Raw genomic sequence first — 18,240 nt, 5'->3', positions numbered from 1 at the left:
GTTCTTTAACTGGATGTTTACTTATTGTTTTCTTTGTATAATTTATTTATTTCTGCTACATAATCGTCTCCGCCAGAACTGCGCCATAATTTAATGGCATCTTTAAATCCTTTTTCATCAATTTGACCAACAATATATTTTATACGGGCATCATTGATGATGTTGTCTAACTGTTGTCCTTTTTGCGCGTATACATCAGAAATCAAGGAAGCAGCAGGATTTGGAACAACAATTTTTTCATTCTCTTTCATAATTTCATTTTCTTTTACTTGGAGCGGTGAATACTCTGGATGTTTGAAATTACTTACAGGAATCCCTGGTACAAATTGGTTTAGGTCTGTATATTCAGTAGATTCCGGGTCTTGAGCTGTGAAAAGAGGTACGATATTGTTATTCTCCATCTTATAATGACGTCCCTCGACACCAGCATAGGCGATTGTTTGAGCCGGTTCATTATTCAGCTTATCTATAAAAGATAATACTTGTTTTAATTGTGCTTCAGTTTTCACACTTGATTTTGGAATTGCCAGCATGCCGCTATAACCCGCAGTAGGCAGATTATGAAGTCCCTCTGGGCCTGAGACGGCTCCCATTACACCAACTGCGTCTTTTAAATTAGGATCGATCTTTTCCATAGCAGTCTGATTACGATGGGCTTGGTCCAATACGTTAACAATGGCTCCGGCTTCTCCCTTTTGAAATGGAATATCCCATTGTCCGGAGTCCATTACAGCAAAATCATGATTGATTAATTTTTCGTCATACAATTTCTTAAAGAATTTCAATGCAGTCATATATTCTGGTGTCATAAAATCAGGCTGGAGTTTTCCATCGCTTGTTAAGCCAAATTTATTCGGAGCACCAAACCATGTTTGCATAACATCGAACGGACCGGTAAACTTTGAAATAACCATACCGTACGTATCTTTTTTACCATCCCCATCAGGGTCATTGTTTGTGAATGCTTTTAAGACATTATAAAAATCGTCAATCGTTTTAGGCTCTTGTAATCCCAACTTTTTCAACCAATCCTGGCGGAAATAGATCCCGTTTCTTCCAAGCGGGCGGGCCCGATAAATCCCATATACTTTTCCATCAATTTCACTATTTTGTAAGGTCACTTCATTGGCCTTACTTAAATTTGGATAATCTTTTAAATACGGTGTTAAGTCCCAAAATGCTCCATTACGGACAGCACTGACGAAACTTGGGATTTTATCAGGAATCATGATAATCGTCGGAAGCTTGCCTGAGGCTAAAGTTACATTTAACTTATCAGAATAAACCGAATTCAGAACATAATTTACAGTAATATTAGACTTTGTATACTTTTCAAGCGCTTTTAGGGCCGGACTGTTACTAGAAGGTGGCGTAGCTGAAAACGCTGTGGTCATAATTGAAATATTTAATTTACCATCTTTTGAATTACTAGCTTCACTTGATGTCTTTTCAGAATTACTGCATGCTACAAGGGAAGAAAGGAGCATGGCTGATAATGCTGGAATAGCCACCTTTTTACCGAACTTTTTTCTGTTTTTCATTTTGGTTACCCCCAATTTAATATTTTCATTTCCAAGAATTACCAATTACTAGGTATGCTTTACTAATCCAGTAATTGTGTCGTGCTATACTCATAATTTAAACCGCTTTCATTTTACGGACAATTACATTTTTTTGTCTTAACGAAACCCTTGATATGACAAGGCTTTCAAACCTTTAAGCACTTTATTGTTGGACTAATACTTTCTTGAATTCTTGGTTTGGCAGGTATTCACCAATTAACTCCAAAGATACAATCGTATTTAGACACCACTGTGATGTAGTATTAGTCGTAATACTTGGAACTTCGGTTAACTTCCTCCAACTTTGGACCTCTTCTTCTTTTATTGGCAACACCATTTGACTGATCTCTTCATCTAATAGTAGATTCCAAGCTTTTTCGGCCAGGTTTTTATCTTTATTCCTTGCGGCGGCATAAGCAACCATTCCAGAAGCAAGCATTGGCAGACTAAATAATTTATTGTGAAGGATACCATTACTTCTAGCTAATTTTTCTTCATTACTTAGAACGTAAAATTCGCCAAATTCTGCTAACATATCCTCCCATTCTGCATCTTCGAGGACCTGTGCGAGTTCCATCCACGCCTGGGGACCCCCGAAAGCAATCACCATATGATAGCCTCCTTCATTTCCGTCTCCCATATGTAGGAGAGTGCTTGTCTTAGGGTCATATCCAAAGGTCGGACCCGATAACAACCGGAACGGCAACTTTTTTAATGTATTTATGCCCGTCATGATCTTTTCTTTGTACGTTTGATTTTCTGTACGTTCCCACTCTGATAACCAATTGGAACAAAAGGCAGCCCAATCTGGACCGACTCGGGCATGTGTCGGGAATTGTTCAGTTGTATAAAACTCTCTCATTGGATCTAGATTGGCTAATGCTTGGTCGGCATCTTTTACTTCGGTAAGTAAATCTCTTACTCTTTCATCGGTTGTTAAGAAATAATAGTATTTATGTAATCCCGCCATACTAATACGCGCTTCTTTACAGCCGCAGCCCCAATGAACCACATTATGACGAGAACCTAACCCAGCGTACTCACCAAAGTGATAACAATCCACTTCACTGGTATGTCTTGTCATCGCCTCTGCCATGATAAACACGTCTTCTCGTCCTGACCGTAAAAATGAATACCAGAGCCAAATATTTGGCACGAGCTCCGTATTTTGCCAAGCGAAACCTCCGATATCATACATCCATTGATGACGGACTGGATCATAGGTATGCATGACGTCACCATAATTCCAATAACCATACCATCTTCGCTGTTCGATTTCCTTCTTATAAAAATGGAAGGCTTTATCAATTTGTTCTTCCAACTTTGCTTTCATTGGGGTGGTACGATCGACTAAACTCCAAACACCAGAAGCTTTCGTCTGGTGATAATATTCGGGCTCACATACTAATAATAAAGGAGCTTGCCATTCTTCTATTTTATTTATAAGCTCTTCATTTGAAGGTCTATCAGTATAAAATTGTAAATAGACCTCACTGGTATTGGCAATCCCAAACGGAGTGGAACGCATTTCATCAAAACCCTCGTAGGCACTGACAACATGTGTTTCGTTATTATAATGCCGCAGATCCATTGCTCCTGAATCCGGTGACCAAAACCAGGCTTTCAATTTTGCTTCATACTTATTTAAATCACTAACTTCCAGTGCTGAGGGGAATTTTTGCCAAAAATTCTTTATCCCGACTGAGATCCCATGATCCTCTCCACCGATATAAAGCAAACCCTTTGCTCTAGTACCATGAGTGGATTCCACCCAGGCAGAGGATTCTTGTGTCCGTTTGGTGATTCGATAATGGTCTGCTGAATCCTGCTGAAGTTTGAAATCATTCCAAATGGCATTTTGTTTAGCATGTTCTAATAATTGAGAGTGTTTTTCTTCTGTTAGGGTAACTATTTCACCGGCTATCTGTTTTTGAAACAAGCCATCCACATTTCTGTGTCTTCTGGTAAGAAGAAGCTGGGCTGCTTCTGAATAAATCTCTTCATCTCCTGAAAAACGTACATTACGATTCCACGCTTCTCCTGTAAGTGGAACGGATAATTCCAGTCCTACACCTTTAATAAAATCCTTCTCGGGATCGCCATCGTAGAAAAGGGTATGAACGGTTCGAACGGATTCAGTGTTTGCATAAAAGTAAAGCCTTAATTCAAACGGAAGTAATGTACCTGTTCCTGATTCAGCCTGATGGGTTCCTTCAACCTTAATAACGGCTCTTAAAGGACCATTTTGCTCAATTTCCACTTTGTTGATCATTCCTTCTAATGGTTCTTCGCGGATGACCGTAATCCCACTTTCCTTACTGCGAGTCTCTCTAATTGCATTTAATTTACCGTCAAACGCAACCGTTTTTGTCCCTCTTTTTACAAAATTAATAATCTTATTCCCTTGTTTATTAAGGGAGAATATTAGTTTACCTGTATCGATTACAATCGTATGATTAATTTCCTTTACCTGCAAGATACTGTCAGATTTTATATGTTCACTAATAGATACCTCATATGAATCCTCATCTCCTTGAAGGACTGCTGCATGACCAGTCCACTTTACACTTCCATCTGGCCAAAAGGCCATTGGCCATGTTTGTAACGAACTTTTTTTACCGCTGCTACTCCCAAGACAGATGATATCTTCCCTTTTTAATGTCCCTCTTTCCCAAGGAATCCCCCAAGAAATTCCTGTAAGATCCTTTGGCCTTTTGTTTAACCAATGTAATTTCATAATCTCACTCCTCCACTGGCTGGTTTATATGCTACAATCCTATTATTTTCAATCTTTCACTTTCCTTCAACGTTCAATTTTTGCGAACATTATCATTTGACTTATTATGATCACCTAAGACATTTTTGCACTATTAACAAAAAAAAACAGGCATTTATTTTTTGCCTGTTTAATCCTGATTATTCACTTTTTATCAATTTTCCTTCTACCAGCTGTGGCAGACTTTCAAATTCAGGAACTTCTGCCAGATAGATATTCCCGTATCCGGTGCGATCACTTGTAAACAAGATCTTGTTCCCATCGGGAGTATAGCGGGGATGAACATGGACTTGCTGAATTTGAAAACTTCCACGATGCTTACAAAGAATCCGCGGCCCTTCCATTCCCTCATTTGTTTTTTTCCATAGAAAGATACAATCCTGATACCTTTCACCATGGTAGGCACTTGATTGTTGACCATCTCCTACAATGTAGGTGGAATCATTGGAATGGATGTGCATATTTTGATAGGGAAATTCAAATTCTTCGCAAACAGAATTATCATATTTAGCAAACCCAAGGAATTTTCCGTCTTTACGGTCCAATGATTCGGTAAAACCATGGTAGCCAATATGTAGACCGTCCGCATGCCAATACTCATGTCCCGCATATTGGTTTGGTTCTCCCTCTCTTATTTTCCAGACTTCACCGGTATTAATATTCAATACCCAAATACGATGGTCCACTTTTTCCCATGGACCCTCATGACAGAAGGTAATAAGATGCGGCTGTGTTGGTGAAGCGTTGACATGGCCAATCCATCGTTTTTCCTCATGAATTACTTTTGTTTCTCCCGTCTCAAATGATAGTAAACATATTTGACAGTGCGGTCGTGCTGCTTCAGTTTCTTCAAACCCTACATACCCGCCTGATAAATTACTCTTAATGGTTTGGGACAAGTCCTCAGAGAGACCAAAACATAGGTGTTTTCCATCAGCAGTACAGCTAAGATTGCTAAAGTTATATCCGTGTGGCAAAGTAAAGATCACTTTTTCCTCATATGAATCTAGGTCGATCGCGATAATCGTTTTACCATAGGTAAAGTACGCTTCATTTTTGACAGGGTTGATATAGGTACCTTGTATTCCCTTCGAAGCGTTCTTATCTAGGTCTGTTATTTGTGTTAATTCACCGTTCTTCAGGTCCAGACTAAATAAGTTTGTGCTGTTTCCACGGTCCGAACAAATTAAAATTTTAGAACCGTTGTCATACCAGCCGTCATTGGTAAAATATAGATGATAACTATGAGCCAAGTAATCTGTTAATTGTGTAATGGCCGCTCCCGTAATCGGATCTCGGAATTCCTTCATTTCAGATGGCCATTTAGTTCCCTTCCCCATGTTCCATTCCTCTTTTCTATCTATTAATCTAAATAAAATACCTGCTTTAATTCAATTGATACCGGGCTATTATCAGGGTTGGTTTCCATAATATCTTTCATATAGGCCCACCATTTCTGGCAAACTTCGGTTTCAGCCATTGCATTCCACTTTTCTTCACTTTCGATTTCAACATAGGCAAACAGATTATTCGTTTTTTCATCAAGAAAAATCGAGTAATGATGGGCTCCATGATTTTTTAATTCTAGTGCAAGCTCAGGCCATATTTCATCATGGCGTTTCTTGTATTCTTGTTGAAATCCTTCAAACACCTTCATCACTGTTGCTTTTCGAATCATCTAAAACACTCCTTATCATTAATACGAATCACTCTATATTCAAATTTACCGATTTCTAGTTTTCCCGGGCTAACTTTGCGATTCGTCTGTAAATCGATTCCTTCCAATGGCAAGGTAACGCTTCCACCATTACCGTCCATGTTGATCACAAACCAAACAGAATATCCATCACCCTGTCTCGGAGCAACGATGGTTCCTTTTGTTACGTCTGTTCTAAGTGATAAATTGGCTTCTTGTGAATAATGATCCACAAGTTTCTGTAACATTAGGGCTCCTTCCGCCCCTTGCGGCATCGAACCAAGCATGACCATTTTTCCAGCCCCAAGACGATGCTCGGTAATAAAGGATTTTCCTTCAGATAGTCCCTCTTCAATCATGCCGACTGACTTTTCTTGGTCAAATTCGAATACTGAACTCCACAGCCCAAGCGGTGCAGATACATCAAAGGCACGGCCGATGGTTCCGCTGTTATCCATAGGGAAAGTAAATAAAACCTCCGCACCAGCGGTATTCTCAAGCTCCCCCAAAGCTCGATCCGTATGGACCGTATGGGACTCAGTCCTTCCTCCTGTTAAAGGGCCTGCAATCCAGACTCCACCATTTTCAACAAATTGCTTCGCACGAGCTAAAAACTCTGATGACACATACGGGATAAACGGTGTCAATAATACTTTATACCCCTCAAGGCTTGCCCCTTCAGGAATAAGGTCGCGATGGATCCCCATGGATAATACCTTTTCATAAAAATCTGTTACTAATGCACGGTGATTTAACCCACGGTGTGATTCCGTTTTCAAAAAAGCCTTTGCCCGGTCAGAATAGGTGATGGCCAATTCTGCTTGACTCGGTCTTGTCGCTAGGATAATAGGTTCGATTTCTTTTCTCATCTTTTCTACTTCCAGCACATTCGCATAGCCCACTGTTGGTTTTCCCCATGCACTTATAACAGAACCGTGCGGCTGCTCGCAGCCGGCACGCTGCTGTCTCCACAACCAATACGAAAATCCTTCCGCCCCTAAGGCATATGCTGCAGCCGCCTCGACTTTTAAATACCCATTTGGATGCGGGCTTGCGTAGCTTTCGAGCGATGCAGCATACGATGTGCTGGTTTCCATTACCCAAAAGTCTTTGCCTTTCTTAAAGTTCCGCCACAAATCACTGTTAATAAGATAGGCAGGGAAATTATCGATGGTTGCATAGGTATCAAAAGAGGCAAAGTCAAGGTTTTTAAAGAGTCTCTCATTATCAACACTAAACATAACTGAACTATTATGGGTAATGGGTGCACATGAATACTTTCTAATAATCGCTGCTTGCTCATCACAAAATTCTGCAATTTTTTCCATTGAAAATAATTGATACATGGTACTCAACGATGAGTTGTGTAAAAATGGTGCATGACCTGGCGGTGGTACTTGTTCAAAGCTGTGGTAGTATTCACTCCAAATTTGCGTACCCCATGCTTCATTCAGTTGCTCGATCGTCCCATAACGCTCCTCTAACCACTGATGCCATAATTCTTTACATGTAGCGCACATACATTCACTAACATGACATTTAAATTCATTATCAATCTGCCAGCCAATCACACCTGGCAGACTACCCACTGCTTGGGCAATATGTTCTGTTATCAGAGCGGCTCTTTCACGGAAGTAGAAATGGTTGGTGCAGGCATGCTGTCTTGAGCCATGTCCCATTACTCTTCCATCCCGCTCGACATACATCCTTTCTGGATGACCGTCTGTGAACCAGATTGGCGGTGTGGGAGTCGGCGTACACATCACGGTATCAATACCATTTTCATAGAGTTTATTAATCACATTCATAAAGAAGGATAAATCAAACTGACCTTCTTTCGGCTCCATATTGGACCAAGCAAATTCACCGATTCTTACTACATTAATCCCCGTTTGTTTCATCATTTCAATGTCTTCATTTATTACCTTTTCATCCCATAGTTCAGGATAATAAGCTGCTCCGTGATATAACTTTTTGCCCAATTGACTTCACCTCAGTATTTTGTATTTAGGCTTGATGCTTCTATCAATCTATTTTTTAATAAAATCAGTGATGGGTAATTGTAATTCCTTTATCCCTTCTATGACTAATTTTGCAACCTCATTTGCTCCGTGTTCACAAAAATGGGTGTTATCCTGAATCCCTTCTGGGTAATTAGGATGTACATTGGGTTCAAACCATGTAAATAATTGCTTTGAACCTTCTACGCCTAATGATTCATATAGCTTTGTTGTCTTTGCTAATAAATCAATTAGCTGTACCTCTAGCTTTTCAGCTAATTGAATCATTGATTGAGGATAGTCCCCTAATGAGTGGACTAGGTTATCCTTTTCATCAAAATGTCTGCGATTTACGGATGTAAGTAAGATGGGAGTAGCTCCTTTTTCCCTAGCACCTTTAATATATTCTGTCAGGTATGACTGATACGTTGTAAAGGCTTCTGTCCCATATGGTTTTTGGTCATTATGTCCAAATTGAATGAACAAATAATCTCCCGGTTGAATCGATTCCAGGATCGTTTTTAACCGTCCTTCTTCAATAAAGCTGTTTGTACTGGCTCCACCTTTTGCATGATTATGGACTTTTACCTCATCCGTGAAAAAGGATTGAAAGACCTGCCCCCATCCCGCCATGGGTGCTTCATGAGGCGGGCAGTTGGCTACTGTTGAATCTCCTGCTAAAAAAATTTGGACTGGCCTCTTTGAAACCATTTTAAACCCCTCCTATTTACTATTTCACCTTTGATTTTTGTATAGGTTTTACCTCATAGATATTTGGTACCGGCGGCTTTTCCATATTGTGTCCGAGATAGAACCCAGGATGAGGCGGCTGATTATAGGCCACATTTTGCCAGGCAATGGCTAATCGATAATTTGGATCGTGCATCAGTGTGTAAATCCGATGATCTGTTATATCAGTTGTGGTATAGATTCTAAGTGCTGTACTATCATCAGTGCGCCAAATAACCTCCTCGCGCCAATCCCCCAGAATATCGGCCTGTAAACAAGGATTCCCCTTTGTTCCATTATTTGATCTAGTTCCGTCCGCTGTTAACAGATTCACTAGTCTGCCATTTTCATAGTCCCATTTATCAATTTTTCCTACACCAATTCCAGTTTCAATTTCATAATCATGGTCGAGAAGTTCCCTTAACAGATCCCCATCCCACCAGATCGCAAAATTAAACGATTGTGGGTTTACATCCGATATTTTTTCCCCAGAGCTGCTATATAGACCTGCACCTCCAGTTTTCCAATGAGTCGACGACCAAACCTCGACTCCCTCGTATCTTGGATCAATATCGGCGGCCATCCCTCTGCCAACATCTTCAACTGATGGAATTCCCCAAAGAATTTCTCCTGTTCTTGCGTCATGAATTTCTGTGCCATTTTCTTGTGGAGTCTCATGCACTTGGAAGATTTCTAAACCGGACCTGCTGGGGATGAAGTTCCCGACGTGGATAGCATCGCCATGTCCTAGACCAGTGGTATAGAGCCCTGTTCCGTTGTGATCAATCACACAGGAGCCATAGATAATTTCATCCTTGCCATCATCATCGACATCTGCAACGCTTACACTATGGTTTCCTTGACCGGAGTATCCCTCATTACCAGGTTCAAGACTATCAAACTTCCATAATTTTGACAGTTCCGCGGTGCGCCAATTATAAGCAACTAACACTGCTCTGGTGTAGTAGCCACGGCACATCACTAGACTTGGTCTTTCGCCGTCAAGATAGGCAATGCAGGCGAGAAACCGGTCGACACGGTTCCCTTTATCATCTCCCCAATCGGAACCTTTTCCTCTTGGCGGATCATATTCTGTTGTTACCAGCTCTTTACCTGTTGATCCCTCAAATATAGTCAAATACTCGGGTCCTTCCAGAATAAAACCATCTTTATTCCGATAATCGGCATCTGCATCTCCTATTACATTTCCTAATCCATCTAGCGTTCCATCTGCTGTTTTACAGGCGATTTCCGCCTTCCCATCACCATCAAGGTCATAAACGAGAAATTGAGTATAATGCGCTCCGGCGCGGATGTTTTTCCCTAAATCTATTCTCCATAAATGGGAACCATTTAATTTATAGGCATCTAAGTAGACGTTTCCTGTATACCCCTTATGGGCGTTGTCATGAGAGTTCGTTGGGTCCCATTTTAAGATGATTTCATATTCTCCATCTCCATCCACATCTCCCACGCTAGCATCATTTGCTTGATAGGTATAGGAGACACCGTCCGGAGAGATTCCTCCTTCTGGTTTATTTAGTGCAATGGTCAAATAGTTCGTATCCCACACCTCCGCTTGCTCTGAAGGCTGCTGTTCCACACCATTAAGTACAGGACAAACAGTATAGATTGAACTGTAATCACCGGTTGGATCCAAGTAATTTGTACTTGTAGTAATGGGTGAATTATTCACTTTCATAGCATCCCGATAGAGGTTGAATGAAATATCTTCTGGATCGGTCCCAAACAAGCGCCACCCAACATAAACACCATTCTTAACCTTGACTGCGATTAGACCACGATTTAAGTTCTCCATTTGACGTAAAGCTGCTGACTGTTTATTACGAATATCTGACATCCATTTGATCCTCCTCAATTGTTTATTCGTTGGACACCATAAGGGTAATGGAAGTAGGATTAGCCCACAATTACATTTTTTTGAATCGTAACGTTTTAAGACCGTTTTAAAATTTGGACTTTCTTGTTTCTTTGTACTTTTTTGTTATTCTTCTCAACATAAATAAATCAATCATAAGTCTTGTCGCTGAATAAACAATTCTTCCAGTCTATTAGAAAGTTCATCATCGGATAAAGGATTACGATGAGTATTTTCCAAATAAATATATTTTTCTGTTTCAGGCATCAAATATTCCTTATACCATATGAAGAAATCAGGGCTATCTCCGTGCATTCTAATAAATTTGCGTAAAGCATCGAGTGAATACAGGGTACTTTTTACATTGGTTAACCAATCTGCGCGATAAAAATTTCCCCATTTCTCGTGTTCCGACCGTTTTAATGCGAGAATACTATCGTTATAATATCGTAACGATTGTGACACTCGAACAAATGCAAGCGCGTATTCTTGTTCCTTAAAATGGACATATGCATTACATAAGGCTATAAAACCTATACATCCAGAAACGTGTAGTTCAACGTGTAATGTAAACTGGTCGTAGAATCGTTGCTGATCCTCTTTACCAAGTTCGGCACTCAAGTTCCGGCAGTGCTGTAATAATCCTTCCCAGCCCTTCAGCCCCTTTTCGCATTTGTTCTTAAACCAAAGGACCTGCTCATCAAAGGGGATCTCACCTGTTGCCCAAAAGAGTTTGGATAAAGGGATATCGGCTTTTCCCTGAAGCCAGTGGCCGATGATTTTCCTGGCAGGGTGATGGTAGAATTCTTCTCCCGCTCTATCATCTTTATTTTCACCATATGGGATGGATTGGATGAAATAGCTTTGATAAAGCTGTTCAATTTGTTTGTTATCCGATTGGTACAAACGCTTTATAAAACGCTCTAAGTGTTTTTCTTGATTGACAGTTCCTTTGCTCCATAATTCACTTACTAAATCTAAAGGATAGAGATGGGGCCGAATATTTCCGCTGTTTAATAATAGATAGGAATCTGCTCTTGCCTCGAAGGCTTTTTCCACTTCCTCAATAATTATTTCTGGTGGTGAGGGAAACATCGTTAAATGATTGGAGGCCTGCAGGTCATGAAAGGTAATATGATAGTAAATTCCATGTTCACCTGGATCGTCCGCAGTCGGCAAGGAAGGTATCCTGAGATTTTCATTTCCTTGTCTGCGTGTCACCATTTTCCCATATCCATTATCAGCCCAAATGTAGATGACACCCTCTGGCACCTTGATATGCCCTTCTTTATACAACTCTGCAATTTCACCATATAGGGCCATTGAACAAACCGGCTGTTCGACAGATTGCTTAATCAATTCATATTGCCTTTCCACAACCTTTGAAATCATGTCACCCCGTTTTTCTGGAGTGTCAAATTCCGGGGCATACTGCCAAAAGGGTGCATCCCCTTGTCCGCGGAATGAGAGGACCCAAATGATTTTTTGATTTTTTTGTTTTTCTACCGCTTCCTTCCAAAGATTCTCAAAGAGTTCTGGATTTTCTCGATAGTTTGGTTTTTGGCCAGGATAAGCACGTAAAAACATTTCAGCTCCCAAAGGTTCTGCATGGTGATGGGTGATCCATAGCCCCATGTCTGACGCTAAATCGCTATGAACTCCATGTTTTGGAAGATCTGTGCCTGGGATTACCATATTACCCCCACAGCGTAATAGAGCTTCAAACACGGGATACCATACTTCTTTTGTAGGTGGATACTCTTCCTTCCAACCTATTAAATAAACCTCATCATTCACGAACCAGCCTCGATACCTTACCTTGGGCTTTTCAGAAGTATAATTCTTAATAGGGATTTGAACGCTCTTTTTTTGTTTAATTGATAAATCAGCCCAAAACCAAAAAGGATCAATGCCTAAATAATCCTTACTGTAATGGAGAAGTCCATAGATAATTCCAAGATCATCGTTCCCAATGATGTGCATGACCGGTTTCCCATTTTGAACATTGAACCGGAAACAATAACCCTCCGGCCACTCGGGACCCTTATCCTCCTTTGAGGCATATCGAATGATCAAATCAGGGTTCTCTTCAAGTGAGGATGTTAATTTAGGAGGCTTTCCAAATACCTTTTTATGATCCCGTACGATCATATCCAGTGCATATTGCACTGGCGTTGTCATGTTATCTGGCGGAAAAATAACGGTATTTTCATTAATTAGAAGATACGATTGATTGAACATATTCTCCCCCTGCTTTTTTTGGTTATGTAAAAATACCTGTGGAAGGAAAGCCCCTCCGCAGGTTGAGAACAGTGTACCCTAATTTTTTTTATGGGATTTTAGTAACAATGATAAAAAGGCAAGGACAAGGCCTTGACCCCAGCCTTGGACTCTTTTATAAGGAACTCCTTTATAGCCTCCGGCATCATCCATAACCGCTGTTCCGGCTGAAACATTCATGATGGAACCGTCCTCTTTGACTTGCTTCAAGATACCGTCAATTGATTTTTGAACATATTTGTTGTAAAGCTTTCCTTTTGTTAGTAATGCAGCAGCAATCCCTGCGGACCCTGATGTTTCTAAGTAAGATTCAGGATCTGTCACAATTGTATGCCAAAGTCCAGAATCGTCTTGTAAGCGAACCAATGCACTTAGCTGATCACGGAGTGAACCCTGAATAATCATGAAGGATGGATGCTGTACCCTTACAAGTTCCAGTGCCCTGGCCATTGTGTAGGCTGCCCAGCTGTTTCCTCGGGCCCAAAATATCCCGGACATATGGTTTTGGGCGATGTTATCCCAGCCATGATAGTATAGGTTGGTCAAGTCATCCTGGAGAAACTGCTCGTGACCATGATATTGTTTTAAGCCAAAATCAATATAATCGTTCCGATCCAGCATATGCCCAATTCGTAAAAGAAAATAGCCGGCCATAAACATCGTATCGACCCATGCCTGCTCAGGGAATACACTATTGGCACCGTTTACAGTATGCTGCAGAACACCATCTGCAAATCGCTCCGCATCATTCAATAAGAAATCTGCCATTTGAATGGCATACTCTAAATATTTCTCCTCATCGGTTGCTTTATATAAAGTGAGGAGAGTATGACCGATGGATGAGGCATTCACAGTTAGCTTAGGAAGTCCATCCTCTAATTCTTCATCGACCCAATCCTTAATAAACTGTAAATATCTTTTCTCGCCAGTTGCTTCATAGCTTTCCGCAACACCGTAAAAGGCAACTCCGCCCGGCCAGTCCCAGCTGAAATCCATTTTAGAGGTCCTATCGACGATGTGTTCAATAGCTTCTTTTACTTTTTCTTCATCAAATACTAGTTGAGGCATTTTTATCCCACCCAAAATTAATAAATATAAATAGTTGGTATAACTTTTTGAATTCGATTGAGCTTGGAATGACATTTTATCGGCGATTTTCAGTAAAATATCAGCGATTTTTCTTTTTTCGTCAAAAAATAAAAAACAATGTTATGCCCCTAATCGTTCACTAAACTAATTGCGAACAATCACTAGTCTGCTTTAATAATTCATTTATACTAAAAGGACGATTTTCCTTAGATGACCGCCATACGCCTTCACCAACAGCAATCGAATAGGCCCCCGCTTCGGCACCTGCTAAAATTTGATAAGGACGTTTTGGATCAACCCCTATAAAGAGATCTTCCTGAAGCAATGGGTCGCCCCCGCCATGTCCCCCCTCGTTTTGCAAGACATGAATGATTTCTTTAGAACCAAATAGTGGATAATATTCAATCGTCTGTTCCGGGAATGGGAAAGGAATTCTGCTTGGTTCATGAAATTCTGTCGTTTCAATTCTTCCTTTTGTTCCATTTATAGCTAGGCGATAACCTTCATATGGAAGCGAAAAATTAACGGAGTAGCTTAAAAAGGCCCCTTTATCGTACTTAACCGTCACGGCATAGGTATCTTCAATTTCGATTTCATGGTCGAAAATACAAGAGTCAGGACGATAATTCGTATAGTTTTGTGCCGACTTTTCAATACCTTCAGATTTGATATGATCATCTTTTACTGCCATGTTATTTCGGCGATTCGACCAGCGCATAAAATATTGGCAATTTTGTTTTTCCTGACAAGTACTGCAATAACGATGATCGGTTGGACTTGGATTCAATTCTCCATCCTTGCCATAATAATTTAAGGCACCATAGGCAAAGACCTGCTCCGGCTTTTGATCAATCCACCAATTGACCAAATCGAAGTGGTGAGTTGATTTATGAATTGATAAACCGCCTGAACGATTCCGATCGCGATTCCAACGCTTGAAGTAACTGGCACCGTGATAGGTGTCGATATACCAGTTCAAATCAACAGAAGTAACTCGGCCAATTTTTCCTTCTAAAATCATCTCCTTAATTTTCCGATGGAAAGGATTATAGCGGTAATTGAAGGCTACAATAACTTTTCCATTACTTCTTGCCTCAGCCTCCATGACCCTTTTTGCATCATTGGCATTCGTCACCATAGGCTTTTCCGTGATTACCGTTAAATCATTCTCTAAACCTTGTAAAATATAATCAATATGTGTGTCATCCCGGCTCGTCACCACTACTGTATTGGCATTGGTCTCTTTAATCATTTGTTGAAATTGGTTTGGCTGATAAGCAGGGATCGAACTTAAGGATGGAAAACTTTCCTTTGCGATTTCAATTCTGCGCTCATCCGGATCGAGTAACCCTACAATTTCATTTTGCTGTGAAAATTGTGTTAATACTGGCTGAATAAACATCCCAAGTGCACGATTGCTTAGTCCGCAGACTACGATTCTTTTCATTTTCGTTCCCCCCATTCCCGTAGGTTAAGCTTGTTTACCTATTTACCTATAAAAAATCCCCATTGTAATTCTGTTTGTAAGCAAAATTAAAATGGGTATTTTCATTTAATGAACTTTATTCATTTTTCAATTAGGCAGTTTTGAACTTGAGTGGTGATTTTAGCCCCAATCAGCTTTCTTACAATCAACCATAACATCTAAAGAAATTAAGAGCTTAACCAGCCGCCGTCAACCGGTAAGATGTGACCGTTAACGTAATTGGAGGCATCAGAAGCTAGGAAAATGACCGCTCCTTTTAAATCTTCTGGAGTCCCCCAACGTCCCTGTGGAATTCTTGAGGTAATAGAGGCCTTCCGGCTTTCATCTCCGCGGATTGGAGCCGTATTATCCGTTACCATATAGCCTGGTGCTATCGCATTGACATTTACGCCTTTGCCTGCCCACTCATTTGCAAATGACTTAGTCAAACCTGCCACCGCATGTTTGCTGGCTGTATAGGCAGGTACACGTAATCCACCTTGAAAAGATAACATAGAAGCAATATTAATGATTTTCCCTGAGCCTTTTTCAATCATATGTTTGCCCACTTCACGGCATAATTGGAAAACGGCATGTTGATTGACATTAATGACTTCATACCAATCCTCATCAGAAAAATTCTCCGCTTGTGCACGGCGAATGATACCTGCATTGTTTACTAAAATATCAATTTGTCCAGCAACGGATAATGCCTCCACAACAAGATCACTAGGCGCCCCTTGCTTTGACAAATCGATTTTAAGGTCATGAAAAGTTCCGCCGATTGCTTCAATCTTCTCACGCGTTGCGGACATATCGCTCATGCCTGCACCAATGACAGTTGCCCCCGCTTCCGCTAGACCAATTGCCATGCCTTGGCCAAGCCCCCGGCTTGCACCAGTGATAAGGGCCACTTTCCCTTCTAATGAAAATAAAGATTTCATGTTACTTCCTCCTTCCAAGTCCTTTTAGGCTTGTTCGTACTTATTTTTTAAGAAAGCTAGACTTTCATTAATATAAGGTTCTGTCGTTTCTTCCATTAAAATATTGAGATATGGCTTTTTCTGTTTAACCTGTTTCAATACAACATCATAATTTAATAGTCCCTGGCCAACTGCCACTGTCTTCAATTGATCATCCTCTACAACAAAATCCTTTGCATGGAGAATTACAACTCTGTCACCAAGCAGTTCAAATGCTTCCTGGATAATTTTGTCCTGTTCTTGATAGTTATCAATCGTTAATAGATTGACTGGATCAAGAATTACTTGAAGATTATTGGAGTTAACCATATCCAATAGTCGTTTCATCACTTTTGAAGAATAAATCGGATGATTCACCCCAGCTTCAATCCCAACAATGACTCCAAATTTCTCCGCTTCCCGCACTAGTTCCCGAACACTTTCAACCACTTCCAGAAACGGCTCTTCCTTAAAGTTTTCAACTGTATACACAATTTCTGGATTGACGTTACCCGTTTCGGTCCCGACTATACTGCAACCAAAATCCCTCGCAAAGCGGACATGCTCTTTAAATCGCTCGATCCCTTTTCTCCGTTCTGCGTGGTCGGGGTGAATCATGTTGAAATAGCAGCCTAAAACGGCAACTTGAACATTTTTGCGCGCGAACGCTGTTCCAATATGATGGGCCAAACCAGGACTTAATGTCCCTGGTTCGAGCTTCATATAATCAAAGGATTTACCTAAGGCTAACTGAACAGATGTGAGCCCTTTCCCTGCGATTTCTTCTACTAACTCTTCGAGTGGACGATTTTCCACATCATGTGCTCTTATGCCAATATTCAATTCCATCACCTACATTCTGTTTTTCTAGAATAAAACCATCTTATCCAAGAGTCACTCACCCTTATCCGATAGTTAATTTATTGCTGGAAGAGACTACCTTAATTCCTCCATTTTGACATGATCCATGTCATCATAAGTGATGTTTTCGCCACACATCCCCCAAATGAAGGTGTAATTGCTTGTTGCTGTACCAGTATGAATGGACCAGCTTGGAGAGATGGCCGCTTGTTCGTTTTTCATAACCAAATGTCTTGTTTCATCCGGTTTGCCCATGAAGTGGAAGACACGAGTTTCCGGTTCCATATCAAAATATAAATAAACTTCCATACGGCGTTCATGCGTATGACAAGGCATGGTATTCCACACGCTTCCAGGGGATAGCATTGTTAATCCCATTTGAAGCTGGCAGGACTCACATACATTCGGATGAATATATTGGTGAATTTTCCGCTCATTTAACGTTTCTGGACTACCTGCTTCAAGCGGTTTAATTTCATTGATATCAATCTTCACCGTTGGATATTTATGGTGGGCTGGTGTGGAATTGATATAAAATTTCGCTGGATTTTTTGGATCATTGGATCTAAATAAAACCTCTTTGGTTCCTTTTCCTACATACAAACCGTCATAGCGCTGCATATCATATTCTTCACCGTCAAGAATGACTAGGCCGTCTCCGCCAATATTGATAATCCCCATCTCACGGCGTTCTAAGAAATAACTTACTCCTAATTCCTTATCAAGCTTAATAGTCAATTCCTTATCTGCTGGTGTAACCCCACCGAAGATCATGCGGTCCACATGGGTATAAGTTAGCTGGACTTGGTCCGCTTCGAAGAGTGTTTCTACTAAAAACTCCCTTCTTAGCTCCTCAGTATTATATTTCTTCATATCTTCCGGATGATGTGCATAACGAGTTTCCATTTTTCATTCTCCTTTTCTATGTTTCTATTTTTATA

At 40.5% G+C, this 18,240-nt stretch carries 13 protein-coding genes; all 13 read right to left on the bottom strand.

All coding sequences use genetic code 11. The features are described from left to right. Positions 1–17: 17 nt before the first annotated feature. Positions 18–1,541, bottom strand: coding sequence for an extracellular solute-binding protein (locus M3226_RS08510; RefSeq protein WP_251564339.1), 1,524 nt, complete (start codon positions 1,539–1,541; stop codon positions 18–20). Between the two features lie 184 nt (positions 1,542–1,725). Then, the gene (locus tag M3226_RS08505) at positions 1,726–4,302 is read right to left on the bottom strand and encodes an exo-rhamnogalacturonan lyase family protein (protein WP_251564545.1); all 2,577 of its coding nucleotides are present in this window, start codon (positions 4,300–4,302) and stop codon (positions 1,726–1,728) included. A 176-nt stretch (positions 4,303–4,478) separates the two neighbouring features. Next, on the bottom strand, positions 4,479–5,678 hold the full coding sequence (locus M3226_RS08500) for an oligogalacturonate lyase family protein (RefSeq protein ID WP_251564337.1): 1,200 nt from the start codon (positions 5,676–5,678) through the stop codon (positions 4,479–4,481). A gap of 23 nt (positions 5,679–5,701) precedes the next feature. Next, positions 5,702–6,016, bottom strand: coding sequence for an L-rhamnose mutarotase (gene rhaM / locus M3226_RS08495; RefSeq protein ID WP_251564335.1), 315 nt, complete (start codon positions 6,014–6,016; stop codon positions 5,702–5,704). Beyond that, positions 6,013–8,016, bottom strand: coding sequence for a beta-galactosidase (locus M3226_RS08490; protein WP_251564333.1), 2,004 nt, complete (start codon positions 8,014–8,016; stop codon positions 6,013–6,015). Before M3226_RS08490 ends, rhaM begins: the two co-directional genes overlap by 4 nt. A 48-nt stretch (positions 8,017–8,064) precedes the next feature. Next, positions 8,065–8,745, bottom strand: a complete 681-nt coding sequence (locus tag M3226_RS08485; protein WP_251564331.1) for a rhamnogalacturonan acetylesterase — start codon at positions 8,743–8,745, stop codon at positions 8,065–8,067. A gap of 19 nt (positions 8,746–8,764) precedes the next feature. Beyond that, on the bottom strand, positions 8,765–10,624 hold the full coding sequence (locus M3226_RS08480; protein ID WP_251564328.1) for a rhamnogalacturonan lyase: 1,860 nt from the start codon (positions 10,622–10,624) through the stop codon (positions 8,765–8,767). Between the two features lie 171 nt (positions 10,625–10,795). Then, the gene (locus tag M3226_RS08475) at positions 10,796–12,883 is read right to left on the bottom strand and encodes a glycosyl hydrolase 115 family protein (protein WP_251564326.1); all 2,088 of its coding nucleotides are present in this window, start codon (positions 12,881–12,883) and stop codon (positions 10,796–10,798) included. A 78-nt stretch (positions 12,884–12,961) separates the two neighbouring features. Then, positions 12,962–13,990 carry a glycoside hydrolase family 88/105 protein gene (locus tag M3226_RS08470; RefSeq protein ID WP_251564324.1) on the bottom strand — a complete coding sequence of 343 codons (1,029 nt, stop codon included), beginning with the start codon at positions 13,988–13,990 and terminating at the stop codon, positions 12,962–12,964. Between the two features lie 160 nt (positions 13,991–14,150). Beyond that, positions 14,151–15,458 (bottom strand): Gfo/Idh/MocA family protein, encoded by a 1,308-nt coding sequence (locus M3226_RS08465; RefSeq protein ID WP_251564323.1) that lies wholly within the window; start codon positions 15,456–15,458, stop codon positions 14,151–14,153. A 206-nt stretch (positions 15,459–15,664) separates the two neighbouring features. Next, positions 15,665–16,420, bottom strand: coding sequence for a 2-dehydro-3-deoxy-D-gluconate 5-dehydrogenase KduD (gene kduD, locus M3226_RS08460; RefSeq protein ID WP_251564321.1), 756 nt, complete (start codon positions 16,418–16,420; stop codon positions 15,665–15,667). A gap of 24 nt (positions 16,421–16,444) precedes the next feature. After that, positions 16,445–17,287: a sugar phosphate isomerase/epimerase family protein gene (locus M3226_RS08455; protein ID WP_251564319.1), complete on the bottom strand. Its 843-nt coding sequence runs from the start codon at positions 17,285–17,287 to the stop codon at positions 16,445–16,447. Positions 17,288–17,374: 87 nt separating this feature from the next. Further along, positions 17,375–18,205, bottom strand: coding sequence for a 5-dehydro-4-deoxy-D-glucuronate isomerase (gene kduI / locus M3226_RS08450; RefSeq protein WP_251564317.1), 831 nt, complete (start codon positions 18,203–18,205; stop codon positions 17,375–17,377). Between the last annotated feature and the right edge of the window lie 35 nt (positions 18,206–18,240).

The organism is Neobacillus cucumis (genome assembly GCF_023715505.1).
Note: the sequence above shows the minus strand (reverse complement) of the source record. Positions and strands in the feature narration are given on the sequence as shown.